Below are 14,936 nucleotides of genomic sequence, written 5' to 3'. Positions count from 1 at the left end.
TGCGCTTTTATGAAATACAAATATCATATCGATCTAATATTTAACAAAATTTTCCTTTGTGATGGTACAATTAAAGTTATGGAGGGATAATATGGTATATATGATGTTTTATTACGGAATACTGTTTCTTATACTTGGTATTGCAGTATTTCTGTTTATTATGGCTGGGTCACGAAAAATTAGAAATAAAAATCTTTCATTCGTAATGATCGGTTTAGGGATAAATATACTTACAAGTCCAGTGGCACTTTTTATAGGGGGGATGGCAACAGATTCTCCATATAGTACTGTCTTTGATTTTTGGAAAGGATTTCTCTTTATTCAAGGAATACCTCTTTTCTTACTACTTATAGCTTTCATTTGGTGGTTTATTCGCCCGCCTAAAGTAAATATTCAAACTAGTATTGAAAAAGGCCTTGAACAAAATATGAAAAGCACTAAGAAAAAAACGACACGAGGACGTACAATTACTGCCCTACGTATTTTAATTCCAATTATTTTAGTAGTAGGCTGTTTTTCTTACATTTTGTATTTATACGACGTTACACTTAAAAAAAGTCATTCTCCGAATAATATAAATACAATTAAAGTAGTAAAAATAGATTCAGACACTTCTCATGGTTCCTCTCCCGTCAGAATTAAATACGGCTTATGGGAACATTTTGACACAAATATTGCAAATGATGGGGAACGTCTCGATTCTTCAAACGTTACAATAGATTGGAAAAACGATTATGAAGCAACAATAACTCTACGAAGCAAAGAATCCGTACCTGAAGTTGTGGAATTTAACATATCAAATAAATCCAATGGTTCTGTTTTTAAGAAGGTACAAAAAGTGGTCAGTTCCTTTACCTTTCAAAAAAGTGAATCTCCAAGTCTAATAAATATTATCGAATTAAGAGAAACAATAAAATCAAAAGGACCAAGTCCCAGTTCAACTGTAAGAATCTATTATGGGGAAAGAGGTAGCATTTTAAAAAAATATAAAGAGGTTACTCTTAAGGAAATGTATACGACAGAGAACTTCAAGATCACTTGGAGAAACGATGAACAAGTACAGGTAGAAGTATTAGAGGAAAATGTAGTAACAGCTACCATCGTGATAGATTTATCAAAATAAATCTATTTTTCATATGTTATAACTTTTTTCTACTCGGCACACGAGAGATACATAGTATTTACAAATTAAAAGATTTATACACATTATGAGCCCCTCTTTCTTTACAATACATTTACACTATCTTAACATTGTTTACATTATTTATATGATATATTTATATAGAAACTACTTAAGAAATTTTATATACATTTTATCTTTATGGTCTCTTATCTAATCAATAAAAAGATCATGTTATATTTTTATAACAGGGGTGAATTACAATGACTGAAACTTTAAAAACACTTATAATGCTTGATGCTACTTACGTTGTTATTGCAATTATGACAGTACTAGTATTTGTATACTTGGAATTAAAATCTCAGTAAAGTATGCATAGCTTCGCATTTAAATATAGTTAGAAAAAAGCGAGGAGAAATTGTTTCTCCTCGCTTTTTTATTTTAACAAATCCAATGTATGTAAAAGTAATCCTTTGTCCCCTACTTCTCCATGACCAGGTACTACAAAATTTATATTTTCATATCGCTTCAGCACATTCTCAATCGATGTAGACCATTCATTTACATAAGCATCAGTAATATTTCCTAAATCTTTCGCGGACGCAGACTTCACTAAACAGCCTCCAACTAACATGTTGTATTGTGGTAACCATACGACGATATTATCTTCTGTATGTCCTTTCCCTGGATAAAACGTTTCTACTTTCATATTTCCAAACTTCAATTTCGTAATTGCTTGTAAGTCTCCAAGTGGTTCTTCATATCCATTTTCCTTTGCTAGTTCCGCAGTTAACGTTGTACTATGCGCTTTAATGCCTCTTTCTTTCAACGTTTTTATTCCGCCAATCCGATCAGCGTGTGCATGTGTAATAATAACATCCGTTACACTCTTCTTAAATTTCTTTTCTGCCATCTCTATTAATTCCTTCGTTAACTTATCATCCCAAGAAGAATCGACAAGTACTAATCCTTTAGAAGTATTAAGGATTAAACCGTTCGAAGGAACTGCTTCTCCGTTAAAATAACCTAACTCCGTATGAACCCAAACATTTTTGTTTAACTGAGAAATTGAAATAGTTCCTGTCTCATTTTTTATTACTTTATGCTCTACCGTTCGTTCTGCTTGTACAGAAGAAATTGTACTAACAAATGGAGTTATTCCTAGTAAACTAACACATACCCCTAATTTTAATAATGTATTTTTCATTTTCTCCACCCTTTCTTTCAAAAGAAATATTTATTACCTATATTAGACAATTCATCTCAAATGTTTGTTCCATCTTCATTCGCATATTTTTATGTAATTAACAAAAAAAAAGCGTACAAAATGTTGTACACTTTAAAACTTAATCTTTCATTCCATAATTCTCAAACTCTTCCTCATTCCCATAAAATACATTCAAATCAATATACTTCTCTTTTCCATTATAACCATTTAATCTCCCACGGTTCGTGTATTGCCAAAACGTCCATTTTCTTTCATCAGATAAACTTGGTTTTGTAAGAACACTACGAATCCATATATCACATTGAGGATACGCATTACCATTCACGTTTTTTATTAATCATCATTTTTTCTTCAAACGCCTTCTCTAAATTAATTTCTAACTTATTCGCTAAATCACATACATTCCAAATTACATCAAACATTTCTAAACCAATCTCTCTTTTCGAATCTTTTATTTTATCACGCTTTAATATAACTTCCGCTAATTCACCTAATTCAGCCATTGTATACATCGTACGCTCTTCAATTGTTGTATCTTGAAATCCTTTTTCTTTACTGAAATGTAATACATACCTCTGGAATTCCACAATATTCATACTTAATCTCCCTTTTCCGCTTTTCTCTTACACTTAAAATCAAAAATGTGTTTTGTTAAATTATAACATTCATACTATAATTTATTTATAGCTCTTTCATGGAGGTGTTTTCAATGACTCTCTTCGCTTCTCCATCATTATTCATACTAGCAATCATTTCATTTGCACTAGCCTATTTCATTGGTGTAAAACAATATACTTGGCTCTTATCAGGATTCAATGAACGCCGCGTGCCAGATAAAGTGAAGTTATCCAAAATAGTTGGCCTTTATAATTTAACTGCCGGTGTTATCGCCACAATTGGTAGTGTCTTTTCTACTCCTAATGTCAAAATCTTAGTTCCTATCATTATAATTGGACACGTTATAATCGCTGCTTATGTAAACACACGTATGGTGCATTGAAAAAAGATCACCCAAATGGATGATCTTTTCTTATAATTTATCAACATATTGCTTTGCTTCTAGTAAAGAAAAGCCAAAAGCCTCTCTTACTCTCTTAACTGCTGTAACCGTTTTTCCTTCTTCCATAAGCTGACGCAGCTCTTTATTAATCTCAGGTTCTCTATCTACAATTCCCATTTCTTTCGTAATTAGCTGTAATCTATCTTCCATCCTCTTTAAACGTGCATCCGTCTTCTTTTCAATTTTATTTAACTTTTCAACGATATAAATAAACCCAAAGATCGCTATCGGTATGATCATCCAAAATTCCATGACTATTCCTCCTCACTAGCTTTCATTTGTTTTATTTCACTAACTTATGTAAATTTTACCACGAAAAACATTTAATGTATAATAGTAATATGCAACACTTTTGATAAACCTTTTATTTCAGGGGGACACTTAATGAAAAGATTTTTAAATACGCTACTACAATTTGTAGTTCTTTCAATTGCACTACATGTATTATTTGATATCGTTGGCTGGCTTGTTTTCAATGCGCCAATTCAAAACAAAGTAAGCATTATTTCCTTTATTACAGCCTCATGGCTTATGTACATGTACCGCGATAAATTTTTTAAAGCATTCACTTCGAATTAACTAAAAAACTTCATCTTTGATCGATGAAGTTTTTCTTTTTCTCTCATTCTCTCTATTTACTACTGTATAATAGAACTAACATTCTGTCTTTTTTGAAGAAAGGAGTCACTATGAAATTAAAAAGTAACAATATATACGAAAAAATGAACCAATATTCTGTTGTAGGTTTAAGTCTTGCTGTTATACGCGACGGCAAACTAGATGAAACAGCTGCTTTCGGAACGCTTGAATCCGGAACTAATAGAACTGTCACTATAGATTCCATATTCAATTCTTGTTCTATTAGTAAATTTATCACCACAATTCTCATACTAACATTATCCGATCTCAAAATCGTACATTTAGACGAAGACGTTAATGATAGACTCACATCTTGGAACATCCCTACTAATCTATTTACTTCACAGAAAAAAGTCACATTGCGAAACTTGTTAAGTCACCAATCTGGAATCATTGATCCTCCTAATAGCTTTGAACATTATCTACTTGCACAAGGGCAACCAAACATGTCTGAACTCCTTGCCGGTAAAACATTATATTGCTCCGTACCTATTGAAGTAACTTATAAACCAGAAAGCGAATTTCACTACTCGGATGCAAACTTTTGTATAATCGAAATACTACTTGAAGATATAACTGGAAAGCCATTCAACCTTTTACTAGAAGAATATATATTTCAACCACTGCAAATGAAGAATAGTACAATCTTCTCTCCTGAAGACATAGATAAAACCGATGCTTTTGCTTGCGGACATAATAAAGATGGCACCGTTACAAATGAGAAGTATCCATTTTATCCATTCGCAGCTGCTTCAGGTATTTGGACAACACCAACTGACTTATCAGCTTTAGTTATTGAAATCATTCATTCCATACAAGGAAAAGGCAAACTAAAACTTTCTCAAAAAACAGTACAAGATATGATTTCTCCTCAAGGTTGCTCAAAATGGACTGGCTTAGGTGTTTTTCTAGATGATTTGAATGAAGACTTACAAATCTATTCACTCGGATGGGGCGTTGGATTTCAATGTATAATGATATGCTATCCATACCGAGGTAATGGCGCTATTATAATGACGAACGCTGACTTAGGTGTTCATCAAATGGAAGGGATTATTGGTGACGTTTTAAAAACGTTATCGTTATAATGAAAAAGAAAGAAGCTGTTCCTTTCAGCTTCTTTCTTATATAACATTTTTCGCAACAATTTTTATATGTTCTGGTGCGATAATCTCCGTTATACTTTCTTGGAAATCTTCATGTAACATTTCTTCAATATGTTCTAGCTGCACTTCAACATGTGTGCATTCTAAAGTATGTATATTTAATAGTGCATAATGATCTTTTTTCTTAATTACTAAATATTGATTTTCCTCTGTTACAAGTACCGATCCTAATCGTACTCCTAGTAGGCGTTGATCATCAAACTTCACAATCGCTTCCCCTTTCTACTTTAAAAATGTAAAGACTATAAAAAACCCAATTTAAGGAAATAATTCCTATATAGACTATATCACACTTTAGTAAAATATAAATATCATATTTCCTTTTACTAAAAACCCTTATTCTTTTATATATTTCGATACAAAAAACTTTCTCAACATAAAATTAGAATTTTCAGTTTTTATTCTTTTGAAAATCTATTATAATAAAGTTAATAAATGTTTGACCTCTCCTAATTCATGTACATATGGATGATCAGTAGTCGCTGCTACTGATCTATTTTTTTGATTTCAGAAAGCAAATATGCTGCATCCTTTCCTACACCACAAATAAGTGCAGAACCCCTTTGAGATTGCCATGGCAAGCCGATATAATATAATCCTCTTACTGGACTTATTCCCTTTATATGATTAGGCAATCCATTCTCATTTACCACCTTTTCTATTTCAATCCAGTTATAATTCTGAATAAAACCTGTTGACCATATAATACTTTCTGCACTATATGTTTCACCGTTCTGAAACATAATATTATTTTCTGATGCACTAACCACTTTTTCCTGTAGTTGTATTGCTCCATTACGAATGAGTTCCTTACCTTCAAATCCAAAAATGGGATCCTTTCTTTTCTGAAACCATTTTCTCCTCTTTGTATTTACTTCAGCGTACAATAGACCCAATTTGTCTAACCAATTGAAAATACTTTTTCTAAAAAGATGTAACGGTAAAAACGTTAAAGGATGACTAATAGACATTGTAACTTCATGAGTCTTTGCAAATTCTACTGCAATTTGCATACCTGAATTCCCGCCACCTACTACTAGTACTTTCCCCTGTGGAATTTGCGATGGTGATTTATATTGTGATGAATGTATTTGAAAAACATGTGATGATAGATTTGCTGAAACTGAGGGAATAAATGGTTGCTGAAAACCACCTGTTGCGATAATAACTTTTTTCGTTTGTAGAATCTCTGTAGAAGTATGTAATTCAAATATTCCTTTCTCTTTTCTTATTTTTAAAACTTCAGTTTGCAATTGTACCGGTAATTGAAAATGTCTTGCATATTCTTCTAAATAAGTTGCAATTTCATCTTTATATGGAAATTCATTTTTTTCACCTATTAACGCCATACCTGGCAAGCTACTGTAAGACCTTGGGGTAAAAAGCTGTAAAGAATCATATCTATTTCTCCATGAATCACCAACTCGATTTCCTGCCTCAAGTAATAAAAAATTATACCCTTCTTGCTTCAAGTAATATCCCATTGTTAATCCAGCTTGCCCCGCTCCAATAATAATTAGGTCTTTCACTCTAATCCCTCCTTCTCTTAAACATATGAATATTTGTTCATATATTCATATGTTTCCATAATGATAACATTTTATTTTTATATAATTCAATATGTACTCAAAATAAAAAAGAGCAGTTTACCATCAAGTAAACGCCTCTTCGTTGTAACCCCCTATTTTGATAAAATATCCCTAAATCCTCTCCTCATAAAATATAATTCTATTTGAAAACGGATCAATCACAGTTAATTCAATTGTACCCCAAGGTGTTTTTTCTATATTCGGCTTCGAATAAGCATATTCTTTACTTAATAATACAGAATGATAATCCTTTACATCATCTATTTTGATCCGAATCGTACCACCTGGTGAGGCATCACCATGATGTTCTGATAAATGCATCACAGCATCATGTAACGAAATTTGCATATATAATGGCATATGTTCCTCATACCGATGTTCCCAATCCAGTTTAAATCCTAAAAAATCTATGTAAAATAGCTTTGCTTTTTCAATATCAAAAATTCTAAATATAGGTGTAATCATTTAAACTCTCCTCTTATTTATAAACATCTGCCGCCAATTCCCTCAAAACATCCACATTCACTACTTCAAAACAACCATTATTTTTCTTTATAATCTCTTTATCACAAAAAATATTTAATGTACGTAATAGGTGCCGATAACTCGTTCCTAACAATTCAGCTGTTTCCGTTAAATTTCCACTAAACACAATTCGATTTCCATGCTGAGCTGCTCTTTCTCCTGCCGCTAACATGTAGCTCGCAAGTCTATTTTCAAGCGGATATAGTAAATTAATTGTACTATTTTTGGAAAGTCGATTTAACTTATGTGCTAATGATCCGCAAATACATCTTAAAAATTTCGCATCATGAAATAGTTGATTTCTCACTTTCCCTAAAGGCAAACCAACACAATATGAATCTGCCATCACTTGTACGTTTGAAGTAATCCTTTGTGAATGAATTAACTCCACATCTCCAAGTAACTGCAAGCTATCATAAAAGCATAATAATACAGATTTCCCGTTACTTAATGTGTTAAACGCTTTCGCTTTTCCTTCTACAAAGAAATATAAATAGTCTATTTCTTCATTTTCTCTACAAATAAACTCATTCTTTTTAAAAAATATAAGTTCCATATACGGCTGCATATCATTACTAAAAAACGAATCAATATTATTTTGTTTCATATACTCTGCTAATTTAATAGAATTACATACTTTCTTCATAATCCCCCACCTTTACAACTCATCCCCATTGTAATCAAAATTTTCTTCTTCCACTATGACATATGTCATAGTAATACACAATTTCAGCATGATACAGTCATTACAAATATGAAATATAAAGGGGATATTACATTGTATAACTTTCTTTCTGTCTTTATTGGCGTGCTTATCGCCGTTATGCTTCCATTGAATGGGATTTTATCTGAGTTAATTGGCAAGTATACAGCAAGCGTTGTCATTCACCTTGTCGGTTTGATTGCAGTTATTTTCGTTTTAATCATAAACAAACATAAAATTCATTTCGATAAAGGGATTCCACTTTTTCTATATAGTGCTGGCGCGATTGGGGTATTCACTGTTCTTTTTAATAATATAAGTTTCTCCGTCCTTGGTGCCTCTATTACAATCGCATTAAGTTTACTTGGTCAGTCCATTGCTTCCATCGTTATTGATCATTTTGGCTTATTAGGAATGAAAGTTGCTAAATTTGAAAAGAAAAAACTAATTGGATTATGTTTCATCTCTTCTGGAATTATAATTATGACAATTTATTAATGGAGGCAAGAAAATGTTATATGTTACGATCGCTATTTTAGCTGGTGTTTCTATCGTCGTTGCTAGAATTATTAACGCAAATTTAGCAAAAGAAATTGGCAATTGGGAAGGTACATTTTTTAATTATATTACTGGCTTATTTTTCTCTATGTTATTTTTAATGTTCAGTTCAGATTCATTGTACATTCCAATGCATACGTTACAGTCCATTCCTATCGCTGTATATTTAGGCGGATTAGTAGGCGTTATTGTTATTTCATTATCCAACTATATTACTCCTAAAATATCAGCATTTTATTTAACGTTACTTATCTTTATCGGACAATTATTTGCAGGAACTATCATTGATTTCTTCCTGACAAATGAACTCTCTATAGGTAAAGTTATCGGTGGTATTTTCGTAATAATTGGGCTTACTTACAATTTACTCGTTGATCGCCCAATAAAAACAGTGAAACATAACCACGTTCAACTATAATACTTTATGCTTACCTATCATATATTAATAGAAAAGCTCTTCACATGAAGTAATAGAGAGGAGAATATTCTATTAAAAAAATTATTTTACTGCTTTGTGGCACATTGATTATTTGTGGAATCATATGGTTTGTAAACTCTGGAAAATCTATTCAAGATTTGTATACAGCAAATAAGCCAAAGAAAAAAGCTACTATTATTTCAACGCAAAGAGACCCAAATGAGCCTCCTGTCTTTTTAGGAAAACAGGAAATAAAAGATATACATGTCGAGTCCATTAAAACAAAAAAAGATATCTTTCTCACAAAAACAGATGAATTAAAAACGTTTATTAACAGTATGGATACCGCAAAAAAAGGAAAATTAACATTAGATGAAGAAGGTTCAGATTTAATAGATTGTGATATGTGGATTACATTTGAGGATGGGACTTATAAAAAATATTTCATATGGGTAGTTGATCATCACAATAACGAAGTGATGATTGCTCAGCAAGATACTCCTGATGATGTAAACCTCAAGTACTATCAATTAAATGAAGATAGCTCAAAAAAGGTTTATAACTTATTCAAAAAAATTATTTAACCGAAAAAGTCATGAGCACGTAAGCTCATGACTTTTTGCACTATATATATTCCGGGAACACTTTACAACCCTTTTCCTGCTCTATATCATGGCCAAAGAAAATAATTGGTTTCTCTTTCGCCACAACTTCTTTTAAACGTTTAATTGAAGATAAAGCTAATTCTGGATCAAATCCTGCGAACGGCACTTCATCTTCAAAATTTTCTTTCGTATAAGATGCATCAATCGTCAATAAAATTGAACCGGATTGCTCCGTCTCAATGAATAGCGACTGATGGCCTGGAGAATGGCCTGGCGTATACAATAATTGAACACCTGGTACCACTTCATAATCCCCTTCAATAATTTTGTAGTTCAAATGCGGTAATATACATTCTTTCATATATTCTTCTCTATGAAGTGCTGCCTCATATTCCGTTCGTTGCACAATAATCGGTGTATTTGTAAAAGCACCGTTTCCTCCTGCATGATCAAAATGTAAGTGAGAACTAATAATATATAAAAGGTCGTCCGGCTCATACCCTACACGCTTTAATATATTTACGATTCTATCTTCTTCAGTCATTTTCGGTAAAATCTGCCCTTCAACAAATGTACCGTTAAAAAGCCCTTCATTATTAACTGCACTTTCTGGCATACCTGTGTCTACTAAAATGGGACCTTCTTCCGTCTCCAAAAGATAACACCATACAGGTAAGTTCAATAAATTTCCCGGCGCGATTGTACTATTAACAGAAGAATGATCTAACATACAACGACCTGCTGGAACGAAATAAAGCTTCTTTACTGTCATTATGTATCCACCTTTACATTTAATTTAAGAGAATCTAACACATTTAAAAATTCTGCTTTTAAGAAATAAACTCCTTCAACACTTTCATACCAGCATAAATAAAAAAGAGTGTACTTTTTTACATAATGGTATTTCACCATCTATAATAATAGAGAAAGAACTCTTACTTTAATGGAGGGAATACAAATGAAAGCAATTGGTTTACATGAATATTTACCTATTGAAGAAGAAAACAGTTTAATTGATATGGAAATTGAAAGACCTGTTGCTACAGGAAGAGATATACTCGTTAAAATTAACGCTATTTCCGTTAATCCAGTTGATACAAAAGTTCGCTCTCCGAAAGATAAAAAAGAAGAAGTAGCGAAAATACTTGGCTGGGATGCGAGTGGTGTTGTTGTACAAACCGGCGAAAGTTGTACGTTATTTAAAGAAGGCGATGAAGTGTTTTACGCTGGAAGCATTACGAAACAAGGTACATATAGTGAATACCACCTAGTTGATGAAAGAATCGTTGGTAAAAAGCCAAAGACGTTAAGTGATGCTGAATCTGCAGCACTTCCGTTAACAGCTATTACAGCTTGGGAAGGTTTATTTGAACGTTTAGGTATTGATTATAATAAGAAAGATACGAACTCCTTTAAAAACATTTTAATTATAGGCGGTGCTGGTGGTGTAGGTTCAATTGCCATTCAACTTGCGAAATGGGCTGGACTAAATGTTATCACAACTGCATCCCGCAATGAAACGATACACTGGGTTGAAAAATTTGGTGCCGATTATATTATTAACCATCACCAACCTTTACAAGATCAAATATTAGAATTCGGGATAAAAGATGTAGATTATATTTTCTGCTTAAACAATACAGATCAACATTGGCAAGCAATATGTGAGCTCATTAAACCACAAGGAAAAATTTGCTCTATCGTAGAAAATGAACACCCTCTTGAAATGGGTATTTTAAAAAGTAAAAGTGCTACATTCGTTTGGGAGTTTATGTTCACAAAAGCGATGTATGAAACTGGCGATATGATTACGCAGCACGAATTATTAAATAAAGTAAGTGAACTATTAGATGAAGGTATTTTAAAGACTACATTAAATGAAACATTCACACCAATTAATGCTCAAAATGTAAAAAAAGCACATGCTCTGCTTGAAAGCGGAAGTACAATTGGGAAAATCGTTTTAGAAAAGTTTTAATAACAAAAAGTCCGATTTCTCATTTAGAAATCGGACTTTTTACTATCTTTATTTGCTTGAAATCTCTTGATCATTTGGAACATCTAACGGAGGTCGTTTCCCTATTCCGAAAGCATAGAAACTAATTGTTACGATAGCTAAGAAAACAATACCTACAACTAATGAAATACGCGTATCATCGTTAAACCACATTCCGATTAATACCATAATTAAAAAGGCAATTGTTAAATAGTTTGTAACAGGAGCAAACGGCATTTTGAACGGATGATCTTTCATCTCTGCTCCCTTTTCTTTTCTAAAATTAATTTGGCTAATTAAAATGACAAACCATGGTACCATACCAGGAAGTACACTCGCACTATATACATATACGAATAAGTTTTTTGGTGCAATATAACTTAGAACTACACCGACCGCTAAACCGATAATTACGCCAACTGTACCGAATAAAGGTACACCATTTCCAGAAAGTTTCGTGAAATATTTCGGTGCTTGTCCATTTACACCTAATGTATATAGCATACGACCAGCACTATAAATACCACTATTACAACCAGACATTGCTGCTGTGATAACAACGAAGTTAATAAGTCCCGCAGCTGCCGTAATACCAACTTTCGCAAAAGTTGCTACGAATGGACTGCCAATTGTACTTAATTGATCCCACGGATACACAGTTACAATAACGAAAATCGCACCGATGTAGAAAATTAAAATACGCCAAATTGTACTTTGAATCGCTCTTGTAAGTGTCTTCTTCGGATCCTTCGCTTCACCAGCAGTAATACCGATTAATTCCACACCTTGATACGCTCCAACTACAAGTGATAATGCAAAGAAGAATCCAGAAAAACCACCTGTAAAGAAACCGCCATTTGACCAAAGATTCGATATGCCAATCGCTTCTCCACCGTTACCAATTCCAAAGAAAATAAGTCCAAATCCCGCAATAATCATTAATAGAATCGTAACGATCTTAATCATCGCAAACCAAAATTCAAATTCACCAAATGACTTAACAGAAATTAAGTTAGCTGCGCCAAGAATAACCATTGCGATTACACCTGGTATCCAAGCTGGTAAATCAGGGAACCAATATTGCATATACGCTCCAACTGCGATAATCTCTGACATCCCAACGATAACCCACTGGAACCAGTTACTCCACGCTGTCATATAACCAGCTAGCGGATGAATATACTTATGACCGAATGTTGCAAATGAACCTGTACTTGGCTCCATATACAACATTTCTCCCATGGCACGCATGATGAAAAAGATAAAAATACCTGCAATTGCATACGCAAGCATAACTGACGGACCTGTCCATTTAATTGTGCTGGCTGACCCCATAAACAAACCAACACCAATTGTTCCGCCTAAAGCAATCATTTGAATATGACGTGCTTCTAAACCTCTTTTCAATTCTTTGTTTGCCACTTCACTTCCCCCTCTTAGATGATTCATAGCCGCATTTTAAAACAAGATGCTTTCCCCTAATTCCTTTCGGCCCTGAAAATGATGAAGCAAACGTCATTTTACACTAGCTTTAAAGCTATCCTAAAATCGTTTTTCTGCTTCTTATAAAATTCTCAAAACCCTTCATCTTCCAACATTCTATAAATCTTAAAATTACTTACCTTATATTAATTCATTAATCTGAAAAATTCAATTATTTTTTTAATAAATTATTATACATAAGTCTGATTAATTTTTAACTAAATTAACAATAAAATACATCTATTCAATATGATTCCGGTATAAATATTATTACAATATAAATAACCGAGGAAATCATATCTTCCTCGGTTATTTCACTACTTATAGTTTGTACTGTAATTACTTACACATACAATTAACGCACCAAGCATAAATTTAATATATTAATAGAACTACAAAGTCACTAGCTTCTACATCTCTTATTTATTCCATCTCCTACTTTAAGAAAAATATAACTACACTTAAATCAATCAACAATACCTTTAATTTTTGTTCGTATATCCACTAATCATTTTCATAAAATATAAAAGAGTCTCATTAAAAAATGAGACTCTTTTACCATTTCATATTTAAATTGCTTTTGAAGTTTGTTTCCCTAAAATAAACACTTTAGTAAACACCATCATGATAACTACTATAGCTAGAAAATAAAGTGGCATTACGAGTAACGAACCTGTATGCAGCTGGCTCATTCCCCAAATTGTCATCGTTACAATTACATAGTACCCTAAGCTAAATAAAGCTCCTGCTGTACCAATAACATCTTGGAAATCTACTAACGCTAAACTTAAACAGTTAGGTAGCGCTATCCCGATTCCTAATAGCAATATAAACATCGCTACTAAAAATCCAATCATATATATTATGTTTGGATTTGATCCAACTGAAGTAATAATAGATAAAGCGACTGCTCCAACTACCATTACAAGACAACCGATATATATAATTTTCTCTGGTTTATAAGTTGCAAGCAATCGTTTTGAAACTTTCGCTCCAATAATAGAAGCAGAAGCAACAACAATTCCTAAAAATCCATACATACTAGGCGATAATCGAAAGTATTCAATAAAGATAAACGGTGCTTCTGCATAATAGCTAAATAAAACACCATTTGCACCTCCAATTAATAGCCCATATGTTACTACTTTCGGATTTGTAATTAATCTTTTCAATACTGAAAAAACATTTATTTTATTTGTTACTGAGCTCGTTTTTGTTTCTGGAAGAGAAACAAACGTATACAGAAAAATTCCGACACTCATAACTACTAAACTTAAAAATACTATTTTAAATCCAAACATTTGATCAAGAAATCCACCAATTAATGGCCCTATCGCTGGTGTAAAAGCAATGACTGCCGAGATTTGAGCAAACATAACATGCCTCTTATGCCCTTCTACACTTTCACGAAGAATCGTTTGCGTCACAACTGATCCTGCACTTGCTCCAAAGGCTTGAATAAAACGACTTACTAATAAAACTTCAATGGAATTTGCAATAAAGCATAAGAAACTCCCAACGCCATATACAACAATTCCAAACAACATTGCTGGGCGACGGCCAATTATATCCGATAGCCATCCAATAAAAAATACACCTAAAGCAAATCCAGCAAAATACACACTAAGTGTTAACTGTACCTCATTATTACTTACGTGCAACGCCTTTGAAATGTCTGGTAAAGACGGTGTATAAATCGTTTCACTAATTTGCGGAAATGCGACAAGAATAATCATTAATAAAAGTGATGGTACTGAGACTTTTTTCATTTTTCATACCCTCCTATAACTTTGAAAATCTCAGAAATAAAAAGACTTTCCTTAGCTACGGAACAGGAGGGGCCATTA

The 14,936-nt window shown here is 32.8% G+C and carries 18 protein-coding genes and 1 pseudogene; 8 read left to right on the top strand and 11 right to left on the bottom strand.

Translation table 11 applies throughout. The annotated features are described in order from the left end of the window. Positions 1-91: 91 nt before the first annotated feature. Positions 92-1,123 carry a hypothetical protein gene (locus AC0L0O_RS07270; protein ID WP_000262852.1) on the top strand — a complete coding sequence of 344 codons (1,032 nt, stop codon included), beginning with the start codon at positions 92-94 and terminating at the stop codon, positions 1,121-1,123. A 433-nt stretch (positions 1,124-1,556) separates the two neighbouring features. Here AC0L0O_RS07270 and bla2 read toward each other — a convergent pair whose 3' ends face one another. From bla2 to AC0L0O_RS07255, 3 genes and pseudogenes are all read right to left on the bottom strand, one after another. Beyond that, on the bottom strand, positions 1,557-2,327 hold the full coding sequence (bla2, locus tag AC0L0O_RS07265; RefSeq protein WP_000799229.1) for a BcII family subclass B1 metallo-beta-lactamase: 771 nt from the start codon (positions 2,325-2,327) through the stop codon (positions 1,557-1,559). Between the two features lie 139 nt (positions 2,328-2,466). Further along, positions 2,467-2,664 (bottom strand): annotated as a pseudogene (locus tag AC0L0O_RS07260) (GH25 family lysozyme); the annotation flags it as partial. Next, the gene (locus AC0L0O_RS07255; RefSeq protein ID WP_001028118.1) at positions 2,663-2,944 is read right to left on the bottom strand and encodes a MazG nucleotide pyrophosphohydrolase domain-containing protein; all 282 of its coding nucleotides are present in this window, start codon (positions 2,942-2,944) and stop codon (positions 2,663-2,665) included. The gene AC0L0O_RS07255 and the pseudogene AC0L0O_RS07260, both read right to left, overlap by 2 nt. A 113-nt stretch (positions 2,945-3,057) precedes the next feature. Between AC0L0O_RS07255 and AC0L0O_RS07250 the strand changes: the two genes are divergently transcribed. Next, positions 3,058-3,348 carry a DUF3784 domain-containing protein gene (locus AC0L0O_RS07250; RefSeq protein WP_000171759.1) on the top strand — a complete coding sequence of 97 codons (291 nt, stop codon included), beginning with the start codon at positions 3,058-3,060 and terminating at the stop codon, positions 3,346-3,348. A 30-nt stretch (positions 3,349-3,378) separates the two neighbouring features. On the opposite strand, the gene AC0L0O_RS07245 is transcribed toward AC0L0O_RS07250, so the two are convergent. After that, positions 3,379-3,660 (bottom strand): hypothetical protein, encoded by a 282-nt coding sequence (locus AC0L0O_RS07245; RefSeq protein ID WP_000397700.1) that lies wholly within the window; start codon positions 3,658-3,660, stop codon positions 3,379-3,381. A 132-nt stretch (positions 3,661-3,792) separates the two neighbouring features. Here AC0L0O_RS07245 and AC0L0O_RS07240 point away from each other — a divergent pair, with 132 nt between their 5' ends. Then, entirely contained in the window at positions 3,793-3,987 is a 195-nt protein-coding gene (locus AC0L0O_RS07240; protein ID WP_000819652.1) for a hypothetical protein, read from the top strand. A gap of 110 nt (positions 3,988-4,097) precedes the next feature. Then, positions 4,098-5,135, top strand: coding sequence for a serine hydrolase domain-containing protein (locus AC0L0O_RS07235; protein WP_001984501.1), 1,038 nt, complete (start codon positions 4,098-4,100; stop codon positions 5,133-5,135). A gap of 36 nt (positions 5,136-5,171) precedes the next feature. Here AC0L0O_RS07235 and AC0L0O_RS07230 read toward each other — a convergent pair whose 3' ends face one another. The 4 genes from AC0L0O_RS07230 to yeiL all read right to left on the bottom strand — a co-directional run bounded on the left by AC0L0O_RS07230 (position 5,172) and on the right by yeiL (position 7,973). Next, the gene (locus AC0L0O_RS07230; protein ID WP_000666950.1) at positions 5,172-5,420 is read right to left on the bottom strand and encodes a hypothetical protein; all 249 of its coding nucleotides are present in this window, start codon (positions 5,418-5,420) and stop codon (positions 5,172-5,174) included. A gap of 278 nt (positions 5,421-5,698) precedes the next feature. Further along, a complete protein-coding gene (locus tag AC0L0O_RS07225; RefSeq protein WP_473785687.1) occupies positions 5,699-6,742 on the bottom strand; it encodes a flavin-containing monooxygenase in 1,044 nt (347 codons plus the stop codon). A gap of 171 nt (positions 6,743-6,913) precedes the next feature. Then, positions 6,914-7,267 carry a glyoxalase superfamily protein gene (locus AC0L0O_RS07220; RefSeq protein ID WP_001984587.1) on the bottom strand — a complete coding sequence of 118 codons (354 nt, stop codon included), beginning with the start codon at positions 7,265-7,267 and terminating at the stop codon, positions 6,914-6,916. 13 nt (positions 7,268-7,280) lie between these two features. Next, entirely contained in the window at positions 7,281-7,973 is a 693-nt protein-coding gene (yeiL, locus tag AC0L0O_RS07215) for a transcriptional regulator YeiL (RefSeq protein ID WP_000754849.1), read from the bottom strand. A 108-nt stretch (positions 7,974-8,081) separates the two neighbouring features. On the opposite strand from yeiL, the gene AC0L0O_RS07210 reads away from it, so the two are divergent. The 3 genes from AC0L0O_RS07210 to AC0L0O_RS07200 all read left to right on the top strand — a co-directional run bounded on the left by AC0L0O_RS07210 (position 8,082) and on the right by AC0L0O_RS07200 (position 9,590). Then, positions 8,082-8,528, top strand: coding sequence for a DMT family transporter (locus tag AC0L0O_RS07210; protein WP_003288881.1), 447 nt, complete (start codon positions 8,082-8,084; stop codon positions 8,526-8,528). A 13-nt stretch (positions 8,529-8,541) separates the two neighbouring features. Further along, positions 8,542-9,006, top strand: a complete 465-nt coding sequence (locus AC0L0O_RS07205) for a DMT family transporter (protein WP_000967628.1) — start codon at positions 8,542-8,544, stop codon at positions 9,004-9,006. Between the two features lie 89 nt (positions 9,007-9,095). After that, positions 9,096-9,590 carry a hypothetical protein gene (locus tag AC0L0O_RS07200; RefSeq protein ID WP_033641753.1) on the top strand — a complete coding sequence of 165 codons (495 nt, stop codon included), beginning with the start codon at positions 9,096-9,098 and terminating at the stop codon, positions 9,588-9,590. A gap of 40 nt (positions 9,591-9,630) precedes the next feature. Here AC0L0O_RS07200 and aiiA read toward each other — a convergent pair whose 3' ends face one another. After that, complete coding sequence (aiiA, locus tag AC0L0O_RS07195) at positions 9,631-10,383, bottom strand: quorum-quenching N-acyl homoserine lactonase AiiA (RefSeq protein ID WP_000216605.1); 753 nt, start codon at positions 10,381-10,383, stop codon at positions 9,631-9,633. A gap of 186 nt (positions 10,384-10,569) precedes the next feature. On the opposite strand from aiiA, the gene AC0L0O_RS07190 reads away from it, so the two are divergent. Then, positions 10,570-11,589 (top strand): zinc-binding alcohol dehydrogenase family protein, encoded by a 1,020-nt coding sequence (locus tag AC0L0O_RS07190; protein WP_000643765.1) that lies wholly within the window; start codon positions 10,570-10,572, stop codon positions 11,587-11,589. Positions 11,590-11,637: 48 nt separating this feature from the next. Here AC0L0O_RS07190 and AC0L0O_RS07185 read toward each other — a convergent pair whose 3' ends face one another. Continuing rightward, positions 11,638-13,029: an amino acid permease gene (locus tag AC0L0O_RS07185; protein WP_001284422.1), complete on the bottom strand. Its 1,392-nt coding sequence runs from the start codon at positions 13,027-13,029 to the stop codon at positions 11,638-11,640. 629 nt (positions 13,030-13,658) lie between these two features. After that, entirely contained in the window at positions 13,659-14,858 is a 1,200-nt protein-coding gene (locus AC0L0O_RS07180) for a multidrug effflux MFS transporter (RefSeq protein ID WP_168897865.1), read from the bottom strand. Between the last annotated feature and the right edge of the window lie 78 nt (positions 14,859-14,936).

It is taken from the genome of Bacillus sp. GS3m_15504 (genome assembly GCF_055825275.1).
Note: the sequence above shows the minus strand (reverse complement) of the source record. Positions and strands in the feature narration are given on the sequence as shown.

Bases quoted from the DNA above. Each gene is read 5' to 3' on its own strand.
- AC0L0O_RS07270 (WP_000262852.1), top strand. From the start codon at position 92: ATGGTATATATGATGTTTTATTACGGAATACTGTTTCTTATACTTGGT.
- bla2 (WP_000799229.1), bottom strand. From the start codon at position 2,327: ATGAAAAATACATTATTAAAATTAGGGGTATGTGTTAGTTTACTAGGA.
- AC0L0O_RS07255 (WP_001028118.1), bottom strand. From the start codon at position 2,944: ATGAATATTGTGGAATTCCAGAGGTATGTATTACATTTCAGTAAAGAA.
- AC0L0O_RS07250 (WP_000171759.1), top strand. From the start codon at position 3,058: ATGACTCTCTTCGCTTCTCCATCATTATTCATACTAGCAATCATTTCA.
- AC0L0O_RS07245 (WP_000397700.1), bottom strand. From the start codon at position 3,660: ATGGAATTTTGGATGATCATACCGATAGCGATCTTTGGGTTTATTTAT.
- AC0L0O_RS07240 (WP_000819652.1), top strand. From the start codon at position 3,793: ATGAAAAGATTTTTAAATACGCTACTACAATTTGTAGTTCTTTCAATT.
- AC0L0O_RS07235 (WP_001984501.1), top strand. From the start codon at position 4,098: ATGAAATTAAAAAGTAACAATATATACGAAAAAATGAACCAATATTCT.
- AC0L0O_RS07220 (WP_001984587.1), bottom strand. From the start codon at position 7,267: ATGATTACACCTATATTTAGAATTTTTGATATTGAAAAAGCAAAGCTA.
- yeiL (WP_000754849.1), bottom strand. From the start codon at position 7,973: ATGAAGAAAGTATGTAATTCTATTAAATTAGCAGAGTATATGAAACAA.
- AC0L0O_RS07210 (WP_003288881.1), top strand. From the start codon at position 8,082: ATGAAATATAAAGGGGATATTACATTGTATAACTTTCTTTCTGTCTTT.
- AC0L0O_RS07205 (WP_000967628.1), top strand. From the start codon at position 8,542: ATGTTATATGTTACGATCGCTATTTTAGCTGGTGTTTCTATCGTCGTT.
- aiiA (WP_000216605.1), bottom strand. From the start codon at position 10,383: ATGACAGTAAAGAAGCTTTATTTCGTTCCAGCAGGTCGTTGTATGTTA.
- AC0L0O_RS07190 (WP_000643765.1), top strand. From the start codon at position 10,570: ATGAAAGCAATTGGTTTACATGAATATTTACCTATTGAAGAAGAAAAC.
- AC0L0O_RS07180 (WP_168897865.1), bottom strand. From the start codon at position 14,858: ATGAAAAAAGTCTCAGTACCATCACTTTTATTAATGATTATTCTTGTC.